Here is a 25,665-nt window from a genome sequence, read left to right as displayed (position 1 = left end):
GTCTTTTAGTCTACGTAATGCTTCACTTTGCTTTTGCTAAACAAGGCTTTCATATTGATGAAATATACTCTTATGGTCTCAGCAACAGTTACTACAATCCCTTTCCAACTGCAATCAATGAATGGACGCCAAGTACGTATTATCAAAACTACTTGATGCCTAACCACGCAACAGCGTTCGAATATGGGTCGGTAATGTCTAATCAAGTCAATGACGTGCATCCACCGCTATATTATTTATTATTCCACACGATTGCCTCTTTTTGGCAAGGTGGCTTTTCACCGATGGTGGGCTTAACGCTTAATTTAGGGGCGCATATAGCGACAGTGATTGTATTATTTTTCTCAATCTATTACTTAACGAAGAATTTTTATTTAAGTATCTTTGCTGGCTTGTTCTGGGGGTTGAGTATAGGTGGGTTAAGTTCGATGTTATTTATTCGGATGTATCATCTGATGGGCTTTTTCGTCATTAGTTTGTTATATCTACTTTTACGGTATAGCCGTTCTAATAAATCACATACGATAATTCTTTTGATACCTATATTTATCGCTACTTTATTGGGCGCTTTGACTCATTATTATTTCTATTTGTATGCCTTCTTTATTGTGGCGGTCGCATGTATTGGCCTTCTAATGATTAAGGAATTTAAAAAAGCAATTATACTGGGCGTTATAGAAGTAGGCGCAATTGGGGTTGCTTGGGGTATTTTCCCAGCGGTCTTTTCACATATTTTCACTTCGAATCGAGGTGTTGAAGTATTAAATAATGCCAATAATGCGAATTTCACAGAGAATTTGAAATTATATTTAAGTTTTGTGCAAGAGGATTTACTTGCTGATGTGTCGCTACCAATCTTTATCGGTGTGTTAATTGGCTGTATTATTCTACTTTGTGTGCAAAGCAAGACCTTAATTAATCGAGTGACTTTCTTACAAATTGCAATGATTATTCTGCCTATGGGCTTATATATCTTTCTCGTTCAAGATTTATCTCATTATCATACCGCCCGCTACATTTACCCAATTTATTCAGTCGTCGCTGTGGCGGTTGTGTTAGTGATTTACTTTTCCCTGCGGGCGATTTTAAGTAAGCCTTGGAGTACTGCCATGACCATTCTTGGTTTAAGTTTAATCGTCTTACTTGGTTTCAAGCGTGAGACAGTTTACTTTCAATATTCAGATCAAGGGGCTTTAACACAAAGTATTCTTGAAAATCCCACCAATTCGGCGATGGTCTTTAGTGCTTCACGCTGGCAAATCGCAGAATACTCACCCCAACTCGCCTTACATGATGAGGTCTATCCTATGATACTGGAGTCGACAGACGCTAGTGACATGCCTGTGATGGAGGCGCATGACCTAGGTGAGCCTTTAACGATTTATACTAATAGTACGCAACTTAAGCAAGAAGACTTAATCCAATCAGTCTTAGAGAAGTATCAGTTAACTGATTACAAAGTATTGCATCAAACGAATGATTTAATTGTTTATTATTTTGAATAATATACACAATGCGAGTGGTCTACGGTTCACTCGTGTTTTTTTGTAAAAAAAAGAAGCCTTCGGGCTCCTTTTAGTGATGTTTGCGTATCGCTTTTAGCATCATAATATTGTCTTCAAAATCATATTCGACAACATCAATGAGTGCTGACAAAACATCGACATGGAATTCGTCATCTCTTAAACCTAATAGGTCTTCGTAATAATCTTCCACTTCGGGTTGTTGAGTTGCTCGTAACTTTTCGATAACAAAATCGAGGTCGGAAGGTTCTGAATCGACCTGACCTGTGATTGTTATTTCACTTTGATGATCAAAGAGTCCAAAGTGAATGTTTGCCTGTGTCATACCACTGTTATAAAAGTAATCCAATAACTCATTCATAATCAACTTAATCTTTCGATATTCTCTCACGCATCTCTTTCCTTTCCCTAATTCCGTCTAGGACAGGTACAACAGTAGCTGCCACGAAACCTCCAGCAAAGCCATTGTTATACAAGTTTAAACCTGCATGAGTTATACCCGTATTCGGTACTAACCCTGCATGTAATAATCCTACCAGAATTCCGGCCTTCCATCCATAGTGGCCTGCGATTGGAGCCAAAGTTGTTCCAAATAAGGCCGAAAGAAGTGATGCTGTTGAACTAGGTTCGTCTACTGCCATCATGACTTGCATGGCGAATATCCCAATTACAACGGGTGTTACGTTAAAGATATGCTTACCAAACGTACCAAAACCAATAACCGTTAAAACGCCACCTATCACGGCTCCTTCAAGCGTACCTCCTACAACCCAAACATAAGCTAAAGAGGCTAGGCCTAAGACACCCATATTAATAAAGGTTAAACCAACTCCATAATCCGTCACGAAGTCTGAGATTAAACGCCCTGAATCTTTCTTAAATATCCCATATCCTTTGAAAGACTTACCATTTAACATGAAACCAATAACAAGTAAAAAGAGTGAAAAAGCCACGAAGAATGCTTCAACTTCGATAATGGAATGAGTTTGTATAATCGGATCATAAGTCGTCGTTAAGTCAAATACTCGCATAATACTCGCGATAATCATACCTAAAACTCCAGCCGTAAAGCCCATATTATACAAATTATATCCTTGGTGAAAACGTAAGAAACTTGATCCCATTGGATGAATCGTAAACCCAATGAAGACTCCAACCAAAACTCCTAAAGGAACACTAACCCAATATGACAAACCTTGTCCAAAGGTAATAATACTTACAACTGGTGCTAAAGTCGTTGCGAATAAGGATGTAAGTAAAAAGTTACCTATCGGCATATTTCGGTATCGACTATAAAGCAGTGTTCCAAGTGTTATCGGAATTGAATTATATAAATTCTTACCAAAAAAGGCGAAGCCCATAACTGTAAATAAAGCCGCTACTAATGGACCCGTTATCTTTGCAGAAAATCGCTTAATTGCCATCGCATTAATCAACATCAGTGAACCAGCGTTGACAAAAGTTGCACCGATTCCCCCTACTTCAAAGTAATCCGTAATCAGATTACTCGGTGAGGTTAAAATAGCTAAGAAACCATCCCATACTTGATTTAATGGATCTACTAACAAACCAAATATGATAAATATAAAAGAAACTAAGTATAAAAAATTGGCCTTGACTGAATCTTTAGTGAAAAAATATTGAGTTATTTTTGCGTTCATATTTGTTTTTTCAACCTCTTCTCCCATCCGAAACCTCCCATAAAATTCTAATACAAATATATTACCAATTCTCAATCTTTATCACAATAATTAATTATAAAAAAACACTCAATAGACACTTTTAAATTTGCTTCATATTTTCGTTATAATGAGGTTACGAATTTTATGTATAAGAAAGGACGATGAGGATGAACATTACAGTTTATTGCGGCTCGAACCCTGGTAAGAATCCAAACTTTAGCTTAACAGCTACTAGATAAGGAACCTGGATTGGACAACAAGGTCATCCGCTCGTTTACGGCGGAAGTATGAATGGTTTAATGGGATTTGTTGCGGACACAGTATTAGAAGAGAACGGCGATGTCCAAGGAATCATCCCAGAAGTGTTGCGAGGGATCGAAGCGAACCACCCCAACGTTCAGAATATGGAGATTGTTCAAACAATGCCCGAGCGAAAAACTCGGATGATTGAGCTCAGAGACGCCTTTATTGCCCTCCCTAGTGGGGTTGGGACTTTAGAAGAAATTTCAGAAATCGTCTCTTTAACTCGCATTGGACTCATTAATAAACCAACTGTTTTTTACAATGACGACGGCTATTATGAGGCTCTGAAGGAGCAGTTTGGCCACATGGTGCAAGAAGAGTTCCTTAAACTTGAAGTCCGAGAAACGTTCCTCTTTTCCGAGTCGCTTCAAGAGATTGAAACGTTCATTCGTGAACATTCATAGGGGGATGTGTCCTTGAGACTTTCTCAGGGACATTAAAGTGGGAATTGGGTCTCTGAAATTTTCTCAAGGACATTTCAGCCTCAAAATTACAATTATTAAAAACAAAAGACGACCCAACACTTCAATTGTTGGGCCGTCTTGTTTTATACGCAGGGGTTGGTCGTAACCTCTAGATTAAAACTTGCGAATATGTTTATCTAAGTAAAATTTATGTTTAATTTCTAAAAAGCGCTCGAATTCAATCAGTATATGATATAAGAGTGCGCGCGTTTCAAATTCTTCTCGATTTTTGGGTAAATCGCTGCTCCGGTAATAGCTATATAATTCACTTATACTTTCTAATAAACCTTTCCCACTATTTGTTTGCGCAAATTCATCTGAAGTGAGTTTAAACATATTTGCTAAGGTTGTATTTTGTTCAGTTCTTAATGAAATGTGTTGTAGGGAATCAATCATCCGTTTTAATATATCTGCTTGTCTAGATCGCATTTGAGCGTAGCGAATAAAGTAATCGTCTTTAGTGAATATTTGATTCTCATATTCGGACAAAGCCAGTTGTCTGAAATCTTCTATAGACGTATCGACATGCTCTACTTCAGCCCGAATTAAAGGTATATCAAAATCATTTTCAAGTAATCTTTGATTTATTAATTCCAATACGACGCGGAAGTTTTCTTCAATTTCTTTAATTCCTTTTTTTAATTTTAGTTTTTGATTAGGCATCCATAAATTAAATAAAATCGCCATACCAGCGCCAATCACCATAATTAGCACACCATTGAGTTGCCACTGCCACGACACACTTTCTGCGATGACAAAATGCGTGACTAAAACTGAAACCGGTGCAATGGCTGCTTGAAGATTCATCCTGTAAGCAACTGGAATAAATATGAGTAAATACAGGCCAAATGCCCAGACTTGAAACCCAAATATTAAAAATATGACGGTCGCAATCGCAAAAGCAAGTACCGTAGCGATTAAATAAGTCAGGGAAATCTGACGAGACGCTTTACGTGTATCTAGCAAAGTTAAAATCGTAATAATTCCTGTCGCCAGTGAGTTCTCTAAGCCGATAAATTTAGCGATGTAAATCGCGATGGTGGCCGCCAGTGTAATCTTTATTGTCCGAAGTCCAAGTGACATCCAATCCCTCCATTACATTATGACTTTCTTTTATATATAATAGCATGTATACCACATTTTATATAGGAGAGGTACTTACAATGATTTTTGAATATGAACATTTAATTCAGTTTTATGAAACAGATGCAATGCGCATTGTGCATCATTCCAATTATTTGCGTTGGTTTGAAGAAGCCCGTCTCGTTTGGTTATCTGAGATTGGCTACAGTTATAAGCAAATGGAAGACGAAGGCATCATGATTCCAGTACTTTCTGCTCAAGTTGAATATAAACAAATGCTTGCTTTTGGCTCAACGGCTATCATTCGATTGCGAATATCTCACTTTACACCTGTTAGAATGACAGTTGAATATAAAGTATATAATAAAGAAACGGGCGATTTAACAACGACAGGATCAACATCGCATTGTTTCCTAGATGCCGAAACTCAGCGTCCACTTTCTTTAAAACGTAATCATCCAGATATTCTTGCAGCATTTGAAAAAGCACAAGCAGATTCAAAAGAAGACTAAAGATAATAAAAGTATAGCGCTCAGCGTGACACCATCTGGTGTCATGGCTAGGCGCTAAATTGTGTTGGAAAATATTTTTATTCTGTATTAATTTTTACAAAAAAAAGACGAATCCGAAGATCCGCCTTAACTATTATTTACGCACGTTTTTGGTAAGTTCCTTCAGACGTGTTGATGATTAACGCTTCTCCAACTTCGATGAAGTCAGGAACGTTGACTACTAAACCAGTTTCCATTGTTGCTGGTTTACCAGATCCTGTTACTGTTGCACCTTTAATTGATGGTTGAGTTTCTTTTACTTTTAAAGTAACAGTTTGAGGTACTTCAACCCCGATAACTTCAGAACCGTAGAATTGGATTTTTACTTCCATATTTTCTAATAAGTATAATAACTCATCTTCAATTGAATCTACTGGTAATTCATATTGTTCATATGATTCTAAGTCCATGAAGTAAGCTATTTCGTCCATGCTGTATAAGAATTGAACATCTTTTGTTTCAAGGAAAGCACGTTCGAATTTTTCATCCGGACGGAAAGTTGTATCATAAGTCGCACCAGAGCGAACGTCACGTAATTTCATACGCATAACTGTATTCCCTTTACCTGGTTTATGGTGACTTGCGCTTAATACTCGAATTAATTTTCCATCTTGAATAAATGTCATACCTGCTTTTAAATCTGCTGCAGAAATCATTTCACATTCTCCTTTTATTGTCTCTAAAATATTCCTTCCCATTATAGCATAAAATTCCTTATGATATCGCTATCCTATAAAAAAATCATTTAATAACAACTAAAATTGTGATAGACTAACTAAAAATGAACTTTAGATGAGGGATACATTAAAATGAATTTAGATAATTTATTCAATACTAACTTAACTAAAATTAAACCCAATGCCATTCGGGCCTTCGATGAAAGTGCGTCCCAAGTTGAGGGTATCATCAAATTAACGCTCGGCCAACCAGATTTTAATACGCCTGAACATGTTAAAGATGCTGGAATCAAAGCCATTCAAGACAATCAAACCGGTTATTTATCGACACCTGGAGATAACCGATTACGTCAAGCTGCCGCAAATTTCGTTAAAGAAAAGTACGATTTAGATTATCAATGGGAAGACGAAGTCATTGTAACTGTTGGGGCGACTGAATCGCTATCGACGGCACTTCAATCGATTTGTAATTCTGGAGATAAGATTATTGTACCCTCTCCTTACTTTACTTTATATTCTTCAATTATTTACTTAGCCGGTGGTGAACCAATTGAAGTGGATACAGCTGCCAATGATTTTGTTATGTCACCAGAGATGTTAAAAGATACTTTAGAAGAGCATGGTGATGCCGTTAAAGCAATCATCTTAAATTATCCGACCAATCCAACGGGAGTAAACTGGACGGAAGAAGATGCAAAAGCTTTCGCAAATGTACTGCGTGATCGACCAATATTTGTCATTAGTGATGAAATATACAGCGAATTAGTTTACGAAGAAGAGCACGTATCGATTGCGAAATACATTCGTGAGCAAACAATTGTGATTAATGGTGTATCTAAATCTCATGCGATGACAGGCTGGCGTGTAGGGCTCCTTTTTGCCCCAGCGAATATTATGAGCCAATTAGTTAAAGTGCACCAAAATCTTGTCACCACAAACTCAACGATTTCTCAATTAGCTGCTCGTGCAGCGTTGGAAAATGGCATGAACGACGCTCAACCGATGCGAGAAAAATATGTGATGCGCCGTGATTATATTTATGATTTTATGACACGCTTAGGTTTCAAAATCGTTAAGCCAAGTGGCGCATTCTATATGTTCGCGCGTATTCCAGAAGATTTGGAACAAAATAGTATGGACTTTTGTCTAGACTTAGCTCATTCAGCTGCCGTTGCTTTCGTACCGGGATCTGCCTTTGGTATCGGAGGCGAAAGTCACGTTCGCCTTAGCTATGCTGCAAGTATCGATGATATTAAGGAAGCGATGCGACGTTTAGAAGTATTTGTCAAAGAGAAACGCGAAAACAAATAAAAAATTAAAAGATTACTAGATTTAGAGAATCCTCTTTTCTAGTAATCTTTTTTCCAGCTTAACTTAAGTCAATGCCCGACGTCTTCTTTACTTGTAAACTTAATCTATACAATAAAGGGAGAAATAACATGCAAACAACACAAAAACGAGAACTATCTATGCGGCAATGTCACGAAAACTTCTCACTACTCGTAGCTTGGTTGCGACTGCTTTATACAGCTACTTTAGCAATGCCGATCGGTTATTTACTTTAGATTAGTGTCAATTTAGAAAGTATCGTTATCCAATCAAACGCGAATTTAGACGTTTTACTGCTGTCAATCGCTGTCGGGGAACGGGCTTTTAGCTTAATTTGGGGCTTTGGATTAATTATTATCGGCTTGCTTTTGTTAGTTCTAGCCTATGTCGTATTGAAAGCAACACCGATTCATAAAGTAATTGGTTATTTATTATTACTGCCTGGTGTGAGCTATATTATCATGCATACTTTAACTTTACTCGGACCAGACATGACAGCTCTAGCTTCACAATTATAAGGCTTTTTAGCGGTCCCGATGGCTTTAGGCGAATTGGGTTTGGCACTTTAGTTTATCTTCAAAAAAGGCATGGCTCTTAAGGTTCAACCAGCGCTTAATGCTGCTTAATGATTCTGGTTTCATTCCAAGTGAACTAGCCAATTGATGTTGGGGAACGCGGTCAATGAGATCAGGACGAGTATCTAATAAATTTAAGTAACGTTCTTGTGGTGAGGCGCTAATGAAACGGGCATTATTATCTTGAATGTTTGCTAGGTCTTCTTTCATGAAGCCTCGCGTAAATACAATTAATTTAATTTATTTTTGAAACATCACATCTTCATTAATAATATCACCGACGATCAATACAGAATCTTCGACACATTCAATTGAATACTCTGAAGGGATCCTCTAGGTATAACTTTTATAATTAATCGCTGTCTGTTTCTCCGTGTAGAGAAATTATAAGTGTTTTCTTCACCGGCTTCATCAATCGCAAACTGCCTTAAACAGCCTTGTAACACGAAGTAACATTCTTTTGATACATCACCTTGCCTAAGGAGTATTGTTCCTTGTTTGTATGTTCTTACATCGATTTCGGAGCTTAGTTGTTCGACTTCTGCTTGAGTTAAAGTAATTCCGTTCAAAATTTCGGTTAAATAATCAGTCATTCCTTCACCTTCTCCCACTCTATTATTCACCCATCTATTACCACATTCAAATGCTAAAAAGCACTCGCATCACTGGGATACGAGTGCTTTATTATATGTTTATTTGACCGCATCGAAGTTTTTAGCTTTGTGAATCGTATTAGCGATGTCTTGGGCTAAATGAACTGTTTGCGGGCGGATCGCTTTTGGAATTCGGTAATTTTTCTTATTCATTGTAACAAATAATGCTTTGTCGTTTGCTTCCGTCATTTTTTGGAAGGGATGTTTAATGAATTGAGGCGTTGTGTGTCCCACACCGATTTCTAAAAAGACTATTTTTTTGCCTTCATTTTCTTTTAGAAAGGCTTCATAGCGATCTTTTTGTGCATGGAAATCGCCGTCTTCCACCATACCTTTTTCTTCATTTCGCTTGTTAATTTCAAAAGGTGCACCACATTTTGGACAGTGTGGTACTAATTCAGACGGAACTTTCATGTTCTCCTGTTGCTCCACCATCTCACGAATTACTGAATCGTCGCGGTAAGTTTGTTGATGACAGTGTTTTGAACATTGCCATAAACCATACTCACCTTGAATGTGAAAGACATGGTCACTATCATAATCGGCTATATCAAAGGCATTATCGGCATTAGTTGTAATAATATGGTAATTGCGTCCTTCTAACATGTCTTTTAAATCTAAGTACGACTGCCCTACTGGTTGATCTAAATAGTTTAAGACAACGAAGCGACTTTGAAATGCCCAATACTCTTCCACACTTTCAAAGTCAAACAGACTTGCTTGTAACATATCTAGTAGGCCGTACTTTTCAATGAAGTCAGGAAAGGCATCTGTAAAGCGCGATCCAATATATTTAAAGCCGTCTGCTGCTGACATTCCAGCTCCAATACCTACAACAATGGCATCCGCTTCATCAAGCAATCCTTGTAACACTTGTCCATCTTCTAAAGTTCCTTGCTCTGCTTCAAGGGTCTTCCAATAATTTGCCATCATGCGTCTCCTTTAATTAATTTCTTTTGATATATCGCTTCATCTTCGTCTTCATACACATTGAAAATCACTTTTAAATCTGTCTCATGATCAATTAAATAATCACGAACTGTCTTAATCGCAATCTCCGCTGCTGGCTCAGTCGGAAAGCCGAAGACCCCGGTTGAAATACAGCAGAAAGCAATACTTTCAAGTTGGTTATGATCAGCCATCTCTAAACATGCCTGATATGTTTGGGCAAGTAACTTTTGATTGATTCTTGTCACTCTGCCACTGGCAGTTGGCCCAACAGTATGAATGATATAGTTGGCTGGTAAGTGATAGGCTGGGGTCAATTTTGCTTTACCTACCGGTTCCTTCTTCCCTTGTTCAGTCATAATTTCGTGACATGCAAGTCGTAAACGAATACCCGCCTTTGTATGAATAATATTATCTATACAATTGTGATTTGGGATAAAACATCCTAACAGCTCTGAATTGGCTGCATTCACTATACTATCAACCGCTAAAGTTGTAATGTCACCTTTCCAAAGATAAATATTATCTCCTGCAACTGGCGTTAAATCTTCTAAAGCTACTGCTTCTTCTTGATTATTATTTGCTTTTAGAAAGCGGTCCTCATGTTCTAAGTACTCTTCCGAGATTGCTTTTGGTGGACGGACATTGACCAAATGACGCCATTTCTTAAAAGCATCTTCCGATTCTTCAAGTGTAGGGGCATCATCTTCTTTTGATAAATATTGGATCATCCATTCAAGATCTGCGGTTGCTTCCATATAACTCGTCCTTTCAATTTCACATTTTCATAGATAAAGTAGACGCACTTAAGTAAAGGGCTTGGCCCCTACTTAAATGCGTCCATGTATTGCTTATGCTTAAGCTTCTTCTAAAGCATTGAATGCTTCTTCGTCAACGTTAGTTAATTTTACTAACCAGTTCTCCTCTGTTTTCGCTGAGTTTAATAATTGAGGATTATCTTCCGCTGCTGTATTGCGTTCTACAATTGTTCCAGCAATGGGAGATGCAATCTCTAATACTGTCTTTGATGCTTCTAAGTTTAAAATCGCATCATCCACTTCTAAGTTATCTTCTTGGTTAAATTCCACAAAACCAACGGTTCCAACATCATCTTGTAATTCTGCAGACATACTCACTGTATAGTTATCGCCATCTTTAGTAATTAATAAAAAGTTCCCAATTCTTTCCATAATAATCTCCTTTATTTCAACTGATTTATACGTATTTTTTTATTTAATCTGTATTACTTTTATATATAACACTGTATCATATCCAAGTTAAAACTGAAAGGGTTTTACACTCTAAAAGTAATTATCTCAAGGTTTGGATTCCCTTCAATACAGGAGTGATACAGCCTCTATATTCTATTATATTTTATAAGAACAATAAAAGCACTTCCTGCACAAGTTGCGCTCGGAAATGCTTAAATCAGGGGTGCTTATTTCTTTTTGAATTTTACACCGTTTGCTTTTAATTGCTTAATGGTTTGTGGACCGATATGCTTCACAGCTAAGAGCTCTTTTTCAGTATATGCTGAGAAATCTTCAACTTTTACCAGTCCCATTTCTTGAAGTGTTACCGCCGCATTATGTACGACATCTGCCAGAACGGGTATTTCTAGATAGGACTTATAAGTAAATGGATTCGTTTGTGCTCGGTATTGCTTGGACGCGCCTGTAAACGAAATAACTTTCTCATTTAAATTCACCCGCTCATGCGGTTCTGCTGCTTCATACTCCTCCAACATCCAGTCAAACAAATACTCTGAGCTAACTACGACAGGTAAAATATCATTTAATGCAACCGCAATAGATTCAAAGGAATTCATTTGGAAATGATCAACTTCACCAAAACCTAAAATTAAATCCATTGGCCAAGAATCGTCCATAAATAATTGAAAGAGATTGTCATTTGCTTCTTCTAAATCTAAGAATAAATCTTTAGCATACGTCAAATTATTAGTCAAAGCTGCCACAACAAGCAATGGAATAATCATTCGATCATCTTCACTCGCTGGGTAAGGGACATCTGAGAACAGTTCATAGGCACTTTCAAAGTCATATGTCCGGCAATAAATCGACATAATATAATAACGTGCCCCTAAACTATCCATCTCGTCAATCTCATATAAGTTTTCAAAATGTTCTAACGTTTCTTCTAACAAGCCTTGTTTAAATAAAATCACGGCTAACATAAACTTTAATCTTAAGTAAGGACGTTCTTCATAATTTATCCAGCCGACTTGATCTGTTTCTTCCCATTTATGAAACGCTGTGATTTCCAGTTTACGAATTTGTTCAATTTGTTCAACTAAAGAGCCTTCAATGAGTTCTAAATGGGCGTTCCAATTTTCTGGCCACAACTCAATCGCTTCACGTAATAAAGCCTTGCGCTGCTTCTCATCATCGATACTCATTGATAGTTCGAGTAATTCTGCTGATTCCATTTCAGGTGTTGATTCTATCTCATTTTCTAGATTACCTTTATTATAAAACGACATAAAAGCTTCAATTGCTTTTTCAATATTTTCAAATTCATCTCCATACTGGTCAATAAATTGCTGTAATGCACGAAAAATGTTATCATCGTTACCAAAAGACATAACTCACACCTCATTTCAAATATTAGTTATAGTATACCGTTAATGGCATCATTTTAACAATATTTTCGAGAGAGTAAAAGGAAGAGAATATGAAGAAAATTCGACAGATTATCCAACATTATGATGCTAAAGCACTCGGAGTTCAAAGAGGTTACGCTGTTCTACTCCCGCTCATAAAAATAAAGGATGAATGGCATGTGCTGTATGAAGTTCGTAGTAAACATATCTCACAACCAGGTGAAACTTCTTTCCCTGGGGGACGCATTGAAACGGATGAATCACCTGAAGAAGCTGCTGTTCGTGAAACGATGGAGGAGTTAAATATCCAACGTGAGAACATTAACCTCTATGGGGAAATCGATTATATTATTGCTGCCAATCGAATTATTTATTGTTACGTTGGAGAAATTACCAGTGTGGCCTTTGAAGATATTTATCCAAATATTGAAGTAGAAAGATTGTTCACAATTCCTTTAGACCAGTTAATGGAAAACAAACCCACTTTTTATCAATTGAGTTTTGAGTATACACAAAATCAGGGTAAGGAAGAAAATCAGGAATTTCCATTTCATCTGATTAAGCAAGGTGAAAAATATCCCTTTAATGAAGTCAAACAAAAAATTCCTTTTTACCATTTTCCTGATGAAGTTTTATGGGGTTTTACCGCAAATTTCACTGACCGATTTATTCAAATTATTAAAGACGGTCAATAATGTACACAAAAGACGTTCAATCTCCAATAGAGAGACTGAACGTCTTTGTTTTTAAATTTGATATTCCCCGATACGGTTCCAATTTTTATCATGAAGAATAATACGAGCTGGCACGCCTACGGCCGTTGCATACGGTGGGACGTCTTTAAATACGACGGCACCGGCACCAATTTTGGCGTGATGACCAACAGTAATGTTACCTAGTAAAGTCGCGTTAGCTCCAATTTCAACATCATGTTGAATTGTTGGATGGCGCTTCTTACCTTTCTCATTCCCTGTTCCACCTAAAGTCACTCCGTGGTAAAGCTTAGCCCGGTCTCCCAGAATCGCTGTCTCACCAATAACCACACCCATACCATGATCGATAAAGATATTCTTACCGAGCTTTGCGCCGGGATGAATTTCTATCCCTGTTTCAGTTCGAGACACTTCTGATAATTTGCGTGCTTCATAAATTTCACCTTCTAAGTAAAGTTTATGCGCTTCTAAATGATTTTTAACTGCTTTAAAGCCTGGGTATAAGTCAGTGACTTCCTCTACGCTTGTTGCGGCAGGGTCATTTTCATAAATGTATTGCGCGAGTTCAAGGGCTTCGTCGCTATAATTATTCTGCTTGTCCATCGCCGAAAAACCCAGAAGATAAGTAGCGTTCTCCACTATCTGGTAATACAACGACTACTTTCTTACCTTTCCCTAATTCTTTTGCTAAACGTAATGCTACTGCATAGTTCGCTCCAGAAGAAAATCCAGCTAAGATCCCTTGTGACTTCGCTAACTCAACAGCTGTATTAATCGCTTCATCGTTCGATACTGTCTCAATCTTATCAATGACAGATTGGTCAAGGATTTCTGGAATAAAGTTCGCTCCTAAACCTTGAATCTTATGCGATCCTGCTTCTCCTTTTGTTAAGATTGGTGAAGCTTCTGGCTCCACTGACCAGATAACTGTTTCTGGATTATTTTCTTTTAACACGCGTCCTACACCTGTAATTGTTCCTCCAGTACCGATACCTGCAACGAAACCATCAACATCCGGAACATCTTCTAATACTTCACGGGCAGTTGTTTCTTCATGTGAAGTTACGTTTGCTTCGTTTTTAAATTGGCCGAAGATAGGTGCGTTTTTCTCTTTAGCAATTTCTTCCGCTTTTTCTCCTGCTAAACTCATTCCACCTGAAGCTGGTGTTAATACTAATTCTGCTCCATAAGCTTGCATTAGTTTACGACGCTCAACACTCATTGAGTCTGGCATTACAATAATTACTTTAATACCTAACGCTGCTCCAACCATTGCTAAACCAACACCTGTGTTACCACTTGTTGATTCAACGATTGTTCCACCTGGTTTTAGTTCACCTTTATCTAATAAATCTTGAATGATGTATTTTACAGGGCGATCCTTCACTGATCCACTTGGATTATTCTTCTCAAGTTTTACATAAACATCTGCATAAGAATCATCTAGACCGTTGATTTTAACTACGGGTGTATACCCAATTGCGTCGACAACATTTTCAAATAACATATATAAATCCTCCTAATAATTTAGTTTAAATGTCAATCAAATATCTATTAGAATGGTAACGTTTTAAACCCTTAAAGTCAACGAAACCGCTCATTAAACTTTCATTATTGACCTTCAAAAAAGCGAAGGCAGGCATTGAGTTAAATGCAATGACGGGATAATGGGTCGCAAGTGTGAATTGTGTCCTTAAGATTTTTTCAAGGGGATAAAATCGTATATCGTGTCCCTGACTTTTTCTCAAGGACATTATCTGACCAAAAAAATCCTCAACAATGTAGTTAAAATAACTACAATTATTGAGGATTATACTGTCTCTTATTTCCAATAGTTGTTAGCTGCTGCAACTGTTTGGAAGTTAATCGCAACTACTTGCGAAGCGAATGTTAAGCTACCTGGGTTAGACGCATAAATCTGTCGTCAGGTGTTTCTGCTATTAAACTAGGTAGCCAAGTTTGCTTAGATATTTTATATAGAATACTTAGTTAATCCATGTTGGATACAATATAAATATAACTGACCATTTGCCATATATGGCATACGCACTGTCGGATCTTGTTCGGGATAAAGACGGTTCAAGAAATACTTATCCCCTTTAACATAAGCTGCAAAAAGAATGTGATGATTTCTTGTCATTTCATGATCAATGGTTATAAAATAATCAATATCAACCACTTCAGTCTTTATATTTGGAGCATGTTCATCTTCTACCACTTCAAGTTGAGTCAACTTTCTTCCACAGCAAAAGATTGATGCACTCCCTGTACTGACTAAAACATTGTGACATGTCGGACAGACGTAAAAGCGGATTTTATTTATATTCCCACCATCAGGTTCGTTTAGAGTCATTTCACCCTCCATTAAATCAACGACATCTGCTCCTAAAATGGTGGATAAATCTGCCCAGAGTGAAATATTGGGCGCTCCTAAACCACACTCCCACTTTGATATTGTCTTATTACTAATACTTAACGCATTCGCAATGTCTTGTTGAGTCAATCCTCTTTCCTGTCGTAATTGAGCAATCAAATTACCTATCTTAATATTATCCATGGTTCGCTTCCTTACCCCTTCTTCTATTCTTTATTTAATCTGCTTGCATAATGATCAGCTTCCAAGCATTCCATTAAAATGGCTTCCAATTTTTCTGTATAATCTACCGTCGAATCTTCATATTCTAATTCTTTAATGACTGAGAACTCAAAGTCTGCTTCACTATGTTCATTCCATAACACTTGTATTCTATGATTAGGGTGCCAGTTTGCCTTTAGCTTAAAGCGGTGACTATTTAAATCTGCTTGTATACTTTTAGATATGTCTAAAAAACGTTCTTTAGTTGAATTATTTTTAATGGAGATGATACCCATCTCTGGTTTTCTATTTTTATACTCATTTATTAATTGTTTTCTACTCTTTTTATCCATATACCCACCTCTAGACTATTTTAATCCTTACTGACTCTATTAACAATCCACGTACCGTAGACTAATTGTGACTCACTTTTTAGATAAACACGGTTGATAGGTTATCAACTCACCTTTACGCACCAAATGAAAAGTAGTTTGTCCAGCGTGCTTAATGTTTTACAAATAGACACGATAGTGAATTTAATACAATCCCATTCTTAAATTTTTTAAGTTATTTATCTAACAAACAAAAAAAGAGGTCTACTGCTATGAACAGTAAACCTCTTGAATGTTGTTTTAACAACATTTCTATGCTATTAGTCTTCTTGTTTTGCGTTCTTGTCTGCGAAACCGAATTTTTTGTTGAAACGGTCCACACGTCCATCGGCTTGCGTGAATTTTTGACGTCCTGTATAGAATGGATGAGAATCTGAAGAAATCTCAACACGGATTAATGGATATGTGTTTCCATCTTCCCACTCTACTATTTCATTTGATGTTTTTGTAGAACCTGATAAAAATTCAAAACCTGTTGATGTATCACGGAAAACTACTTGTGAATATTCTGGATGAATTCCTGCTTTCATATGTCTACTTCCTTTCTGCCGTGATTTATATGCTAAACCACAGTTAATTATTATGCATTTGCGTGCAACATCAGTATAATACCACGTTTGATATTTGAATGCAAAGACTTTTTTTAGTGTTGCGTTTCATCTTACAACACACCATAATAATAAACACCATAATGCTTAAAAAAACGACCAACCACTAATTGTTTGTTATTGCCATCAATCATTTATGTTATATTATGTCTAACGACGATGATTAGGAAAAATCAAGTGGAACGGATAGTATGAGTATTGGAGAAGAGGAGGTCTTTGAATGTCAAAAGAATTACACATAGCGATAGTAGATGATGAAAACATTCAACTCGATGCGATGAAGTCACTAATCAATCAAACAATCAAAGAAATGGGTCTACACGCAAAAGTATCCTCCTATTCAAGTGGAGAAGCCTTTCTTTTTGAGTTAGAAGACAACAAGGGCTTAGATATTGTATTCTTGGACATCGAGATGAAGCAGATTAATGGGTTGGAAGTGGCTAAGAAAATAAGAGAAATAGACCATGAAGTGACGCTCGTCTTTGCGACCGCATTCGCCGAACATGCCGTTCAAGGTTATGAAGTCCAGGCACTGGATTACCTACTCAAACCCATTGAAAGAGACAAAATTAAGCAAGTCATTCAAAGACATCTCGATAAAAAACCCTTAGTGAAAGAAACCTTAACACTGGAAGCAGAAGGTGAGATGCATAAACTTCTACTGGATGATATTCTGTACATTGAAGTCATTAAACGTGAATGTGAGATTCATTTAAACAATCAAGTGATAACCGTCACTCGTCCTTTAAAAGAATTGGAGGACAAGCTTAACGCTGACTTTATCCAGACTCACCGAAGTTACTTAGTCAATGTCGCTCACATCCATCGCCTATTAAAAACAGATGTTGAATTATCCAACGGACAAACCGTCCCTGTTTCTAGGCGTCTCGCTAAAACAGTTCAAGAAAAATTTATTGCCTTTAATAAAGGAGCGGTGTTTTACAATGACTGATTGGATAGGACTAACCGTCGTACTTATTATCCTTCTCAGTGCAGGGATAGTTATAGTTAGGCAAAAAAAGAGCATTGATTTTTATAAAATACAAGAAAAGGAACTCGACCAATACAGTGTAGAAGTCGAAACGATTTATAGACAGATGAGAGGCATTCGTCATGACTATCGCAATCATTTACAGGTGATGCACACCTTAATGAATGACCACCGTCTGGATGAACTGGATGCATATATTAAACAGCTGACCAATGAATTGAATCAAGTCGATACGATCATTCAAACAGGAAATACGATGATAGATGCCATCGTTAATACAAAGTTGACAGCTGCTAAACAAAAAGGGATTTCCCTCTATGCGACAGCCATTGCTCCAAATGAACTGGGTGTAGAGCATGTCGATTTAGCAATTATATTGGGTAACTTGCTGACTAATGCTATAGAAGCGACTGAGAAAGAATCCAGTTCTTCTGATGAACGTTTTATTCGTTTATACATAGCACCAATGAAAAACACGTTATATATTAATGTGACGAACACGATGACAGAGAATCCAAAACCTTCTCTGTTTACATTAAAAAGCATCAACAGAAGAGGCTATGGCTTGTACCGAATTGACCAGGCAGTGGAGAGGTATCAAGGCATGGTCAACCGTAAATGGGAAGATGGCGTGTTTGCGACAGAAGTGACATTGCCGCTTAAAAACCGTTCGTAACCAAATACTAACCATTCATACACTTCTGAATAGGGAGTGTATTTTTTTTGGTAAGATACGATTGAGGTGATGAAGATGAAAGAAAAAGTGAAGTATACAAAAATTCTATTGAAGGAATTATATGCATTCAAACCGACAGTATTTATAGCCATTCTATTAGCTCCCCTTATTAGCGCGGCCTTACCCTTACTCCAATTGCTTTTATCTGCTTTTGTGATTCAGTGGTCAATGGAAGGGGTAGCGATTAGAGAATACCTACTAAGATTACTCGTATTTATTGCTCTTATTGGCATCGCTCAAATGGGTAACTACTATTTTATGCTCTACCAAGAAGAGAATATGAACCATTTGAGAGATTTCATGAGAAATAAAATTGAAACGAAGTATTTGAAGCTGGATTATCCGCTCATTATAGGAAAAGAAGCGCAGGAGAGATACAACAATGCCAGTGAATTGACCGATAACAACACGACCCTTTTTGGCCGATTAGTAACAGAAATTATTGAATTATGCAGTTCATTTCTAGGGGTTGTTTTGTATATCAATATATTAAGTCAATTAGAATCTCTGTTTCTTGTTTTAGTGGGTGTGTTTCTGCTCATCGTTGTCTTCTTTAACGTATGGCAAGTGAAGATGGACCGGAAATTATTTCAAGCGAAAGCAGCCAATTCTCAAAAATTACGTTACTTGAAAAAAGTGTATGGGGAATCCCGTATCACTAAAGATGTACGTATTTTCCAGATGAAAGACTGGTTCAAGCAGATTGAAGATAAAACAATTGCGGAATACCACCGGCTTATCAAACCGAAAGTAAAGTTGACATGGACAGAAAGTACTCTGGTAAATATAGGGATTATCGGTCTATCTGCCTTATCTTATATTAGAAGTGTTCAATTGATTGCGGCAGGAGCGATTCCGGTTTCTAGCTTTGTCATCTTTGCCGGGTCTGTCACGATCTTAGCTCAAACCATCATGACTTTAGTCAACGCTATAGGCAAAATGAATACGAGTTTAAACGAGACAAAAAAATATGATGACTTTATGTCTCAAGGTCAAATATTTAACCATGGAGAAGGCAGACCTTTGCCAAAAGAACCTCTGTCGATTGAATTAAAAAATGTGACCTATACTTATCCAAATAATGATACATCAACGATAAACAATGTATCTTTAACCATTAAACCATACGAAAATTTAGCTATAGTAGGAGAAAACGGGGCTGGGAAATCGACACTGACTAATTTAATTGCCGGTTTACTTAAACCAGATACTGGAGAAATTTATATTAACGGAGTAGCTCAGAGTGAGTTTAACATTTCAGACTATTATGCTTTATTTGCGCCTGTATTTCAGGAGAAATTTTTATTGACCTATTCCATTAAAGAGACGGTCATTCAAGGCTTGCCCTTTGATGAATTAAAGTATAATCGTGTCTTGAAACAAAGTGGCTTGACTGACATCATTTCAAAGTTCAAGTCAAGAGACGAGACAAAAATTGTGCGCGCTGTTTATCCAGATGGAGTGAATTTGTCGGGAGGGCAGTTACAAAAATTGAAACTAGCTCAAGCCTTATATAAAGACGCACCCGTTCTCTTACTGGATGAACCGACTGCGGCTTTGGATCCGATCGCCGAACATCAGATTTATCAGGATTACTTCCAGTTTTCTAAAGATAAATTATCTATTTTTATATCTCACCGACTTTCGTCTACCCGTTTTTGTGATCGCATTATTTACATCAAAAATGGAGATATAACAGAAGTCGGAACGCACGAAGAATTAATGGCTGAGCAAAAAGATTACTTTAAGCTTTACGAAGCACAAGCCTATTACTATAAACATGATAAGGAAGAAAAAGAGGAAGAAGACGAGCCAGTCGTAACAGGAGGGGTGATTTAATGGAAAAGCTGACCGTGTATAAACGTGCCTTTAAAGATTTGTTTAGAGTTGGCAAAACTTACTATGTTCTGTTCTTTGTCCAATCATTGGCGAGATACAGTTTGCCTTTTATCGGCTACATCTATATGACCCAAATTGTGGATGCCTTAACAAGAGATGACATGACACGCATCCCTTCTTTAATCATGCAGTATTTGGTCATCTTGTTGGTGTTGCAACTGATTTCTGGATGGATAGACCCGCTAATCACTCATGAGGATTCTCTGTTTATTAGAAAACTCTTTGCTGAACCAAATAAAAAGATGTTAACTATGCATTACCATTATGCGGAAAGTTCAGAAGTAAGAGAAGAATTAGAAATCATCAACCGAAATATGATGAGCAGCCAATCTTCTCTTCCGATGATCAATGTCCGTATAAAAGAAATGATGCCTGGATTGGTCAGTATTATATGGGGGGTTATTTTACTCACTCCGTTATTTAGAGTAGACACCGGCTTACTACCAGACGACTTTTGGTGGATGCACCCAAGTCTTGTTATCAGTGTCTTTCTTCTACTGATTGGAATCAGTGTATGGATTCAAATCGCGTCATCCAAAAAATCAGGTGAACGGCTAAAAGCGCTTCTTGCGGAATTGAAAGAATCTAATGCCCGATTTTTCTATGAAGATGGGATCCTTCAGGACTTTAAGTCCGGAAAAGAAATGCGCCTCTACAATTTAACTGAAAAAATGATCGAAAATAAAAGAGCTGAGTCTGAACAGACAGGGAGATTACTGTCTGAAAACTATAAACGCTTTCGATCCATGATGATCCCTACTACCGGCTTATTTCAGGTGATGACCTATTTGACCTATGCCTATGTCGGCTTGCTTGTTTTAATCGGAGCTTTACCTGTTGCTTTGATTATTCAACTTTCCAGCGCACTCAGTCAAATGGTCTCTGCTTTACCAGATGTTATCCAGCACGGCATGATGATGATTTCTTCACCAGGTGAATTAGAGCAGTATTATGCATTCATGGACTTGCCTGATGAAGAGGTCGTCGGCAGTTTACCTGTAGAAAAAAGGTTAGATAATGACTATCATTTCGCAATAGAGAATATGAGTTTTTCTTATCCCGGCTCAGATGAAACAGTCCTAAAGAACATCACTGAAAAGTTTGAAGTCGGTAAAAAGTATGCCATAGTTGGAGAAAATGGCTCAGGTAAAACAATGTTTATTAAGCTACTGATTCGTTTATATGAACCGAGTGAAGGGACAATAAAAATGAATAAAATCGATGCCCATAAGTATGATTTAAGAGAATACTTCAATCTGTTTGGCGTTGTCTTCCAGGACTACCATCTAGTCGGATTTTCATTGGGACAAAACGTTTCTGTAAAACCCTCTTTTGATAGAAAGAAAGTGTTGTCTACCTTAGATAAAGTCGGGTTAGGCGACTTCGTTAGAAATCTACCCAATCAGGAAGAAACCTACCTGGGAACAGAATTTGAAGAATCAGGCGTCAGTGTCTCTGGGGGCCAAGAACAGAAAATAGCCATCGCTCGGTCTTTATATAAGGATGCGCCAGTTATGATTTTAGATGAGCCGACCGCTGCACTGGACCCAATGACTGAATTTAAAATATATCAAAACTTTGATAACTTAGTAAAAGATAAAACAGCTTTTTATATTTCCCATAGACTCTCAAGCTCCAAATTCTGCGATGAAATACTCGTCTTTGATCAAGGGGAGATCGTACAAAGAGGCACACACAAAGAACTGGTGAATGAAAAAGGAAAGTACCAGGAATTATGGAGTGCACAGGCACAGTATTATCAGTAAGTAAGAGTGAAAGTGAGAGAATTGAAGTTTAGCGTTTTTTGTTGACATGAACTCCATTTTTTTCGTTAAAAATGCAGTTCATTGGTAAATGCCAAAGCTGAACTCAACATTTCTGTTTGAAAGTGAAGTTCAGCAAATAATAATCTACTAAACTCAACTTAAAGCAGAAATATTTAATAAGAATTTGGTGTGTTGCATTTCATCTTACAACACACCTTTTTTATTTTTATTATTTTTAGTCAATTTTTATTCACCTATAGTGTTGATCAACGACATATAGTACCTGATGACTGTTCAATAGTTTACTTCTCTTTATCTTTTTCTTTTGGGTCCCTATTGATTGAGCTAAGGGCAGCTCCAAAGGCTACGCCTAATGCAATCCCTATTCCAATATTGTCCATCATTATCCCAAAAGCAACTCCTAAGGCTATACAAATTCCCATCCACATCCCAGTATTACCTTTGTTATCGCTCTTCTTCTGTTTACTCATGATAAAGTCCTCCTCGACTTTTTCATCTCAAGCACGCTACATTGAGAAACCTAACGCACCAGTTTCATTGAATTCCTTCATTCCTAGTGACTGATAGAATGCTTTCGTTGCAGGTGAATTCTCAGTAGTTAATATAATCTGCTTTGCGTATCGGATCTCTTTTAACATCTTTTGCATTAAATACTTTCCGATTCCTTGCCTTTGATAATCAGGATGGACCAAAACATCTTGAATATAAGCAATGTATACACCGTCGCCTACGACTCTAATCAAGCCAATTAGACGTTCTCCGTCCCAAGCTGTTAAGTAATGCTTGGCTCCTTCGAGTAAACTCGTTAAGTCCGGATTATCTTGTGTGTAAGCGCTCCATCCGACACTTTCATATAAATAAATCAGTGCCTCGTGGGTAATATCGACTTTCTTTTGGTATTCAATCATTTTATAAATCCATCTTATTTAATACATCGCGAAGTACTCTTAATTCTTCTTCTGTAAAAGTTAGTCCTTTCCCCATTTTGTCGTATTCTGGACTCCAGTCTCGTATATCAAATTTGGGCTCACGTTCATTCCAACTCACTTTTGTTAATTCTTTTGACCAGCCTTTCGCATTCTCACTTAATTGGCCGTAATGTTCTATAATTTCAAATTTAAAGTCTGCCATACTATCTCTCCTCTATTATGCTGTCGCAATATCTGCGAGTTCAAAGTTAATAACTGCTACTAAATCCCTTGGGTTTACTTCCACTGAAAAGCCAACTTTTCCTCCGCTGAATAAAATAAGTTCGTACTCTTTCGCCGATTCATCTAGCACAGTCTTAAATTGCTTCTTCATCCCAATGGGTGAACAACCTCCATGCATGTAGCCTGTGAGTGGAAGTAATTCTTTTTCTTTGATCATATGAATATTTTTTTCGCAAACAGCTTTAGCGGCTTTTTTTAAATTCAATTCTTGCGTTACTGGAACAACGAAGACGTAATGTTCACCCGATTTCCCTTGTGTAACAAGGGTTTTATAAATGGGCGACTCAACCTTTAATTTGTCTACATCTTCCCATTGATAGCCAGTATACTCGATTTTATTTTGCTCAAGCACACGCATCACATTTGTTTTATCTTTTTTCGCCATTTTATCACCTGTCTTTGCCTTCTTTACACTATCATTATAACTGAAATGCAAGCTAGTATAAAATAAGAACAACTTATTCACTTCAGTGAATAACACGAACAATGGTATTTATTATACGTTTATTATCCGCTAATCATTGAAAGGTAGTCCATCTATTGCCTATTATAGATAAAAGTTATTTTTTAAAGGAGGACATCATGAATAAAGCATCACTAAAACATTTAATCGACGTGGCAGCAGGGCGAACATCGGCAGATCTCGTCATTAAAAATGCACGAATTGTCGATGTCTATCAAGGGCAATTAATTGAAGGGGATATTGCGATCACAGAAGGCGTCATTGCCGGCATTGGGGGCGATTATGAAGGTAAAGAGGTTCACGACTTAGCAGGTAAGATTGTAGCACCCGGGTTAATCGAACCACATATTCATGTTGAATCTTCCTATGTGACTCCAGAAGAATTTGCACGGTTATTAGCGATTCATGGGACAACAACGGCGCTTGCAGATCCTCATGAGATTGCTAATGTGGTTGGCATGGACGGATTAAGCTACATGATTGATGCATCTCAGAATGTAGGGATTGATATCCGTTATATGATGCCTTCTTGTGTGCCTGCAACGAATATGGAAAACTCTGGCGCAGTTATCACTGCCCAAGATATGGTTCAACCAATTATTGACGGGCAAGTTGATGGTTTAGCTGAATTTATGAACTTTCCAGGTATTATTAATAATGAGGATAGCGTCATTGACAAAGTGATGGTGGCTCGTGAGCACGGCAAGCGTATTGACGGACACAGTCCGATGGTTACAGGTAAAGATTTGAATGCTTATATTGCTGCTGGGGTGGAAAATGATCATGAATGTACTACGATTGAAGAAATGCATGAGCGATTAAGTCGCGGAATGTACGTCTTCTTGCGTGAAGGGTCTGTGACACAAAACTTACGCATGTTACTTAAAGGAGTCACTTCTTCCAATAGCCGTCGCTGTCTTTTATCTGGTGACGATGTCCAAGCAAAGACACTTTTAAAGTTAGGTCATCTAGATAATAGTTTACGAATTTGTGTTGAAGAAGGTCTGGATCCAATAACTGCCATTCAAATGGCAACAATTAATACTGCTGAAGCGACACGTCTGCGTGACCGCGGAGCAATTGCACCTGGTTTACGCGCTGACTTCATTGTTTTTGATAATTTCGATAAATTAACTATTCAACGCACTTATGTTGAAGGCCAATTGATTGCTAAAGACGGCGAATATTTAGTTCCGATTCAGCGTGCCAATTACGAAGTCGTTGAATCGAGCGTGAAGTATAAGGATTTTAGCGAAGAGCGTTTAGTTTTACCTTTAGAGTCTGATACTGTCCGTGCCATCGAAGTCGTAGAACAGGAAGTCATTACGAATGAAGTAATTATTCAAGTGGACCGCGATGCTGATGGGATTTTTGAATATAATCCTGACATTCCAGTAGTTAAAATTGCTGTGATTGAACGCCATCACTTAACTGGTAATGTGAGTGTGGCTCTATTTAAAGATTATGGAATGAAATACGGAGCAATTGCTCAATCGATTGCACATGACAATCATAATGTGGTTGTTGCGGGAACAAATGATTCTGATATGGCTTTTGCTGTGAAAGAATTGGAGCGACTTCAAGGCGGTGTCGTGTTAGTTAAAGACGGTCAAGTCATTGCTAATTTTCCTCTCCCAGTGGGCGGCTTGATGAGTGATTTAACAGCCGAAGAAGTGATGGCACAACAAGATACCATTAATAAAGTTGCACACGAGAAGTTAGAAATTTCTCACCGTGTTGATCCAATTATGACTTTAAGTTTCATGCCACTTTCTGTAATTCCTGCACTTAAAATTACCGACATGGGCTTGATTGATGTAACAAAATTTGAATTTGTTCCAGTATCAATTTCTGAATAAACTCTTATAGAGGCAAGCAACTG

At 37.5% G+C, this 25,665-nt stretch carries 32 protein-coding genes; 12 read left to right on the top strand and 20 right to left on the bottom strand.

Annotated elements, in window-relative coordinates; genetic code table 11:
- The first annotated feature begins 17 nt into the window (after positions 1-17).
- Positions 18-1,505, top strand: coding sequence for a hypothetical protein (locus ACEN3Z_RS00445; protein WP_407089103.1), 1,488 nt, complete (start codon positions 18-20; stop codon positions 1,503-1,505).
- A 70-nt stretch (positions 1,506-1,575) separates the two neighbouring features.
- On the opposite strand, the gene ACEN3Z_RS00440 is transcribed toward ACEN3Z_RS00445, so the two are convergent.
- Together ACEN3Z_RS00440 and ACEN3Z_RS00435 are read right to left on the bottom strand one after the other, a co-directional pair.
- Positions 1,576-1,884 carry a hypothetical protein gene (locus ACEN3Z_RS00440; protein ID WP_407089102.1) on the bottom strand — a complete coding sequence of 103 codons (309 nt, stop codon included), beginning with the start codon at positions 1,882-1,884 and terminating at the stop codon, positions 1,576-1,578.
- 7 nt (positions 1,885-1,891) lie between these two features.
- On the bottom strand, positions 1,892-3,211 hold the full coding sequence (locus ACEN3Z_RS00435) for a DUF1576 domain-containing protein (protein ID WP_407089101.1): 1,320 nt from the start codon (positions 3,209-3,211) through the stop codon (positions 1,892-1,894).
- Between the two features lie 242 nt (positions 3,212-3,453).
- Between ACEN3Z_RS00435 and ACEN3Z_RS00430 the strand changes: the two genes are divergently transcribed.
- Positions 3,454-3,912 carry a TIGR00730 family Rossman fold protein gene (locus ACEN3Z_RS00430; RefSeq protein ID WP_407089152.1) on the top strand — a complete coding sequence of 153 codons (459 nt, stop codon included), beginning with the start codon at positions 3,454-3,456 and terminating at the stop codon, positions 3,910-3,912.
- A gap of 174 nt (positions 3,913-4,086) precedes the next feature.
- Here ACEN3Z_RS00430 and ACEN3Z_RS00425 read toward each other — a convergent pair whose 3' ends face one another.
- The gene (locus tag ACEN3Z_RS00425) at positions 4,087-5,055 is read right to left on the bottom strand and encodes an aromatic acid exporter family protein (RefSeq protein ID WP_407089100.1); all 969 of its coding nucleotides are present in this window, start codon (positions 5,053-5,055) and stop codon (positions 4,087-4,089) included.
- 80 nt (positions 5,056-5,135) lie between these two features.
- Here ACEN3Z_RS00425 and ACEN3Z_RS00420 point away from each other — a divergent pair, with 80 nt between their 5' ends.
- Positions 5,136-5,567 (top strand): acyl-CoA thioesterase, encoded by a 432-nt coding sequence (locus ACEN3Z_RS00420; RefSeq protein WP_407089099.1) that lies wholly within the window; start codon positions 5,136-5,138, stop codon positions 5,565-5,567.
- Positions 5,568-5,704: 137 nt separating this feature from the next.
- Here ACEN3Z_RS00420 and efp read toward each other — a convergent pair whose 3' ends face one another.
- A complete protein-coding gene (efp, locus tag ACEN3Z_RS00415) occupies positions 5,705-6,262 on the bottom strand; it encodes an elongation factor P (RefSeq protein WP_407089098.1) in 558 nt (185 codons plus the stop codon).
- Between the two features lie 153 nt (positions 6,263-6,415).
- Between efp and ACEN3Z_RS00410 the strand changes: the two genes are divergently transcribed.
- The 3 genes from ACEN3Z_RS00410 (at position 6,416) to ACEN3Z_RS00400 (ending at position 8,130) form a co-directional block, all read left to right on the top strand.
- A complete protein-coding gene (locus tag ACEN3Z_RS00410; RefSeq protein WP_407089097.1) occupies positions 6,416-7,594 on the top strand; it encodes an aminotransferase class I/II-fold pyridoxal phosphate-dependent enzyme in 1,179 nt (392 codons plus the stop codon).
- Between the two features lie 128 nt (positions 7,595-7,722).
- Positions 7,723-7,848 carry a hypothetical protein gene (locus tag ACEN3Z_RS00405; RefSeq protein WP_407089096.1) on the top strand — a complete coding sequence of 42 codons (126 nt, stop codon included), beginning with the start codon at positions 7,723-7,725 and terminating at the stop codon, positions 7,846-7,848.
- The gene (locus tag ACEN3Z_RS00400) at positions 7,849-8,130 is read left to right on the top strand and encodes a DUF4386 family protein (RefSeq protein ID WP_407089151.1); all 282 of its coding nucleotides are present in this window, start codon (positions 7,849-7,851) and stop codon (positions 8,128-8,130) included.
- Between the two features lie 24 nt (positions 8,131-8,154).
- Here ACEN3Z_RS00400 and ACEN3Z_RS00395 read toward each other — a convergent pair whose 3' ends face one another.
- The 6 genes from ACEN3Z_RS00395 to ACEN3Z_RS00370 all read right to left on the bottom strand — a co-directional run bounded on the left by ACEN3Z_RS00395 (position 8,155) and on the right by ACEN3Z_RS00370 (position 12,390).
- Positions 8,155-8,397, bottom strand: a complete 243-nt coding sequence (locus tag ACEN3Z_RS00395; RefSeq protein WP_407089095.1) for a hypothetical protein — start codon at positions 8,395-8,397, stop codon at positions 8,155-8,157.
- A gap of 74 nt (positions 8,398-8,471) precedes the next feature.
- Entirely contained in the window at positions 8,472-8,798 is a 327-nt protein-coding gene (locus ACEN3Z_RS00390) for a Crp/Fnr family transcriptional regulator (protein ID WP_407089094.1), read from the bottom strand.
- Between the two features lie 81 nt (positions 8,799-8,879).
- Positions 8,880-9,770: an SIR2 family NAD-dependent protein deacylase gene (locus ACEN3Z_RS00385; RefSeq protein WP_407089093.1), complete on the bottom strand. Its 891-nt coding sequence runs from the start codon at positions 9,768-9,770 to the stop codon at positions 8,880-8,882.
- Complete coding sequence (locus ACEN3Z_RS00380) at positions 9,770-10,546, bottom strand: protein-ADP-ribose hydrolase (RefSeq protein WP_407089092.1); 777 nt, start codon at positions 10,544-10,546, stop codon at positions 9,770-9,772. The genes ACEN3Z_RS00385 and ACEN3Z_RS00380 overlap by 1 nt, the downstream gene beginning before the upstream one ends.
- 99 nt (positions 10,547-10,645) lie before the next feature.
- Complete coding sequence (locus ACEN3Z_RS00375) at positions 10,646-10,978, bottom strand: glycine cleavage system protein H (RefSeq protein ID WP_407089091.1); 333 nt, start codon at positions 10,976-10,978, stop codon at positions 10,646-10,648.
- 248 nt (positions 10,979-11,226) lie between these two features.
- A complete protein-coding gene (locus ACEN3Z_RS00370; protein WP_407089090.1) occupies positions 11,227-12,390 on the bottom strand; it encodes a tetratricopeptide repeat protein in 1,164 nt (387 codons plus the stop codon).
- An 89-nt stretch (positions 12,391-12,479) separates the two neighbouring features.
- Here ACEN3Z_RS00370 and ACEN3Z_RS00365 point away from each other — a divergent pair, with 89 nt between their 5' ends.
- Positions 12,480-13,103 carry an NUDIX hydrolase gene (locus ACEN3Z_RS00365; RefSeq protein ID WP_407089089.1) on the top strand — a complete coding sequence of 208 codons (624 nt, stop codon included), beginning with the start codon at positions 12,480-12,482 and terminating at the stop codon, positions 13,101-13,103.
- 51 nt (positions 13,104-13,154) lie between these two features.
- Here ACEN3Z_RS00365 and epsC read toward each other — a convergent pair whose 3' ends face one another.
- The 6 genes from epsC to ACEN3Z_RS00335 form a co-directional block, all read right to left on the bottom strand.
- Entirely contained in the window at positions 13,155-13,724 is a 570-nt protein-coding gene (gene epsC / locus ACEN3Z_RS00360; protein ID WP_407089088.1) for a serine O-acetyltransferase EpsC, read from the bottom strand.
- On the bottom strand, positions 13,708-14,628 hold the full coding sequence (gene cysK / locus ACEN3Z_RS00355) for a cysteine synthase A (protein ID WP_138404512.1): 921 nt from the start codon (positions 14,626-14,628) through the stop codon (positions 13,708-13,710). Before cysK ends, epsC begins: the two co-directional genes overlap by 17 nt.
- Before the next feature lie 315 nt (positions 14,629-14,943).
- Positions 14,944-15,039, bottom strand: a complete 96-nt coding sequence (locus ACEN3Z_RS00350) for a hexameric tyrosine-coordinated heme protein (RefSeq protein WP_138404543.1) — start codon at positions 15,037-15,039, stop codon at positions 14,944-14,946.
- Between the two features lie 54 nt (positions 15,040-15,093).
- Positions 15,094-15,678 carry a helix-turn-helix domain-containing protein gene (locus ACEN3Z_RS00345; RefSeq protein ID WP_138404513.1) on the bottom strand — a complete coding sequence of 195 codons (585 nt, stop codon included), beginning with the start codon at positions 15,676-15,678 and terminating at the stop codon, positions 15,094-15,096.
- Between the two features lie 23 nt (positions 15,679-15,701).
- Positions 15,702-16,049 carry a GIY-YIG nuclease family protein gene (locus ACEN3Z_RS00340; protein ID WP_338487132.1) on the bottom strand — a complete coding sequence of 116 codons (348 nt, stop codon included), beginning with the start codon at positions 16,047-16,049 and terminating at the stop codon, positions 15,702-15,704.
- Positions 16,050-16,348: 299 nt separating this feature from the next.
- On the bottom strand, positions 16,349-16,618 hold the full coding sequence (locus ACEN3Z_RS00335; RefSeq protein WP_407089085.1) for a type B 50S ribosomal protein L31: 270 nt from the start codon (positions 16,616-16,618) through the stop codon (positions 16,349-16,351).
- Between the two features lie 298 nt (positions 16,619-16,916).
- On the opposite strand from ACEN3Z_RS00335, the gene ACEN3Z_RS00330 reads away from it, so the two are divergent.
- From ACEN3Z_RS00330 to ACEN3Z_RS00315, 4 genes are all read left to right on the top strand, one after another.
- Positions 16,917-17,648, top strand: a complete 732-nt coding sequence (locus tag ACEN3Z_RS00330; protein ID WP_138404516.1) for a LytTR family DNA-binding domain-containing protein — start codon at positions 16,917-16,919, stop codon at positions 17,646-17,648.
- Positions 17,641-18,363 (top strand): sensor histidine kinase, encoded by a 723-nt coding sequence (locus ACEN3Z_RS00325; RefSeq protein WP_407089082.1) that lies wholly within the window; start codon positions 17,641-17,643, stop codon positions 18,361-18,363. Before ACEN3Z_RS00330 ends, ACEN3Z_RS00325 begins: the two co-directional genes overlap by 8 nt.
- A gap of 75 nt (positions 18,364-18,438) precedes the next feature.
- Complete coding sequence (locus tag ACEN3Z_RS00320; RefSeq protein WP_171031302.1) at positions 18,439-20,262, top strand: ABC transporter ATP-binding protein; 1,824 nt, start codon at positions 18,439-18,441, stop codon at positions 20,260-20,262.
- A complete protein-coding gene (locus ACEN3Z_RS00315; protein WP_407089080.1) occupies positions 20,262-22,088 on the top strand; it encodes an ABC transporter ATP-binding protein in 1,827 nt (608 codons plus the stop codon). The genes ACEN3Z_RS00320 and ACEN3Z_RS00315 overlap by 1 nt, the downstream gene beginning before the upstream one ends.
- A 302-nt stretch (positions 22,089-22,390) precedes the next feature.
- Here the strand turns inward: ACEN3Z_RS00315 and ACEN3Z_RS00310 are convergent, their stop codons facing one another.
- From ACEN3Z_RS00310 to ACEN3Z_RS00295, 4 genes are read right to left on the bottom strand one after another with little or no spacing between them, the layout of a single operon-like run.
- The gene (locus ACEN3Z_RS00310; RefSeq protein ID WP_138404520.1) at positions 22,391-22,579 is read right to left on the bottom strand and encodes a hypothetical protein; all 189 of its coding nucleotides are present in this window, start codon (positions 22,577-22,579) and stop codon (positions 22,391-22,393) included.
- 36 nt (positions 22,580-22,615) lie between these two features.
- A complete protein-coding gene (locus tag ACEN3Z_RS00305; RefSeq protein WP_138404521.1) occupies positions 22,616-23,017 on the bottom strand; it encodes a GNAT family N-acetyltransferase in 402 nt (133 codons plus the stop codon).
- Between the two features lies 1 nt (position 23,018).
- Positions 23,019-23,240 (bottom strand): YdbC family protein, encoded by a 222-nt coding sequence (locus ACEN3Z_RS00300; protein ID WP_138404522.1) that lies wholly within the window; start codon positions 23,238-23,240, stop codon positions 23,019-23,021.
- A gap of 15 nt (positions 23,241-23,255) precedes the next feature.
- Complete coding sequence (locus ACEN3Z_RS00295; RefSeq protein ID WP_407089077.1) at positions 23,256-23,705, bottom strand: aminoacyl-tRNA deacylase; 450 nt, start codon at positions 23,703-23,705, stop codon at positions 23,256-23,258.
- A 197-nt stretch (positions 23,706-23,902) separates the two neighbouring features.
- On the opposite strand from ACEN3Z_RS00295, the gene ade reads away from it, so the two are divergent.
- Entirely contained in the window at positions 23,903-25,642 is a 1,740-nt protein-coding gene (ade, locus tag ACEN3Z_RS00290) for an adenine deaminase (RefSeq protein WP_407089075.1), read from the top strand.
- The last annotated feature ends 23 nt before the right edge of the window (positions 25,643-25,665 follow it).

The organism is Ruoffia sp. FAM 26254 (assembly GCF_045528545.1).
GTDB lineage: Bacteria > Bacillota > Bacilli > Lactobacillales > Aerococcaceae > Ruoffia > Ruoffia halotolerans.
This window is presented reverse-complemented; position numbering and strand designations above follow the sequence as displayed.

Excerpts from the sequence above, each read along its gene's own strand:
- ACEN3Z_RS00370 (WP_407089090.1), bottom strand. The coding sequence starts at position 12,390 with ATGTCTTTTGGTAACGATGATAACATTTTTCGTGCATTACAGCAATTT.
- ACEN3Z_RS00295 (WP_407089077.1), bottom strand. The coding sequence starts at position 23,705 with ATGGCGAAAAAAGATAAAACAAATGTGATGCGTGTGCTTGAGCAAAAT.
- cysK (WP_138404512.1), bottom strand. The coding sequence starts at position 14,628 with ATGTTATTTGAAAATGTTGTCGACGCAATTGGGTATACACCCGTAGTT.
- ACEN3Z_RS00300 (WP_138404522.1), bottom strand. The coding sequence starts at position 23,240 with ATGGCAGACTTTAAATTTGAAATTATAGAACATTACGGCCAATTAAGT.
- ade (WP_407089075.1), top strand. The coding sequence starts at position 23,903 with ATGAATAAAGCATCACTAAAACATTTAATCGACGTGGCAGCAGGGCGA.
- ACEN3Z_RS00325 (WP_407089082.1), top strand. The coding sequence starts at position 17,641 with ATGACTGATTGGATAGGACTAACCGTCGTACTTATTATCCTTCTCAGT.
- ACEN3Z_RS00380 (WP_407089092.1), bottom strand. The coding sequence starts at position 10,546 with ATGGAAGCAACCGCAGATCTTGAATGGATGATCCAATATTTATCAAAA.
- ACEN3Z_RS00435 (WP_407089101.1), bottom strand. The coding sequence starts at position 3,211 with ATGGGAGAAGAGGTTGAAAAAACAAATATGAACGCAAAAATAACTCAA.
- ACEN3Z_RS00305 (WP_138404521.1), bottom strand. The coding sequence starts at position 23,017 with ATGATTGAATACCAAAAGAAAGTCGATATTACCCACGAGGCACTGATT.
- ACEN3Z_RS00330 (WP_138404516.1), top strand. The coding sequence starts at position 16,917 with ATGTCAAAAGAATTACACATAGCGATAGTAGATGATGAAAACATTCAA.
- ACEN3Z_RS00410 (WP_407089097.1), top strand. The coding sequence starts at position 6,416 with ATGAATTTAGATAATTTATTCAATACTAACTTAACTAAAATTAAACCC.
- ACEN3Z_RS00345 (WP_138404513.1), bottom strand. The coding sequence starts at position 15,678 with ATGGATAATATTAAGATAGGTAATTTGATTGCTCAATTACGACAGGAA.
- ACEN3Z_RS00365 (WP_407089089.1), top strand. The coding sequence starts at position 12,480 with ATGAAGAAAATTCGACAGATTATCCAACATTATGATGCTAAAGCACTC.
- ACEN3Z_RS00385 (WP_407089093.1), bottom strand. The coding sequence starts at position 9,770 with ATGGCAAATTATTGGAAGACCCTTGAAGCAGAGCAAGGAACTTTAGAA.
- ACEN3Z_RS00310 (WP_138404520.1), bottom strand. The coding sequence starts at position 22,579 with ATGAGTAAACAGAAGAAGAGCGATAACAAAGGTAATACTGGGATGTGG.
- epsC (WP_407089088.1), bottom strand. The coding sequence starts at position 13,724 with ATGGACAAGCAGAATAATTATAGCGACGAAGCCCTTGAACTCGCGCAA.
- ACEN3Z_RS00405 (WP_407089096.1), top strand. The coding sequence starts at position 7,723 with ATGCAAACAACACAAAAACGAGAACTATCTATGCGGCAATGTCACGAA.
- ACEN3Z_RS00320 (WP_171031302.1), top strand. The coding sequence starts at position 18,439 with ATGAAAGAAAAAGTGAAGTATACAAAAATTCTATTGAAGGAATTATAT.
- ACEN3Z_RS00375 (WP_407089091.1), bottom strand. The coding sequence starts at position 10,978 with ATGGAAAGAATTGGGAACTTTTTATTAATTACTAAAGATGGCGATAAC.
- ACEN3Z_RS00420 (WP_407089099.1), top strand. The coding sequence starts at position 5,136 with ATGATTTTTGAATATGAACATTTAATTCAGTTTTATGAAACAGATGCA.
- ACEN3Z_RS00315 (WP_407089080.1), top strand. The coding sequence starts at position 20,262 with ATGGAAAAGCTGACCGTGTATAAACGTGCCTTTAAAGATTTGTTTAGA.
- ACEN3Z_RS00335 (WP_407089085.1), bottom strand. The coding sequence starts at position 16,618 with ATGAAAGCAGGAATTCATCCAGAATATTCACAAGTAGTTTTCCGTGAT.
- ACEN3Z_RS00440 (WP_407089102.1), bottom strand. The coding sequence starts at position 1,884 with ATGAATGAGTTATTGGATTACTTTTATAACAGTGGTATGACACAGGCA.
- ACEN3Z_RS00445 (WP_407089103.1), top strand. The coding sequence starts at position 18 with ATGCTTCACTTTGCTTTTGCTAAACAAGGCTTTCATATTGATGAAATA.
- ACEN3Z_RS00340 (WP_338487132.1), bottom strand. The coding sequence starts at position 16,049 with ATGGATAAAAAGAGTAGAAAACAATTAATAAATGAGTATAAAAATAGA.
- ACEN3Z_RS00425 (WP_407089100.1), bottom strand. The coding sequence starts at position 5,055 with ATGTCACTTGGACTTCGGACAATAAAGATTACACTGGCGGCCACCATC.
- efp (WP_407089098.1), bottom strand. The coding sequence starts at position 6,262 with ATGATTTCTGCAGCAGATTTAAAAGCAGGTATGACATTTATTCAAGAT.
- ACEN3Z_RS00395 (WP_407089095.1), bottom strand. The coding sequence starts at position 8,397 with ATGAAAGAAGACCTAGCAAACATTCAAGATAATAATGCCCGTTTCATT.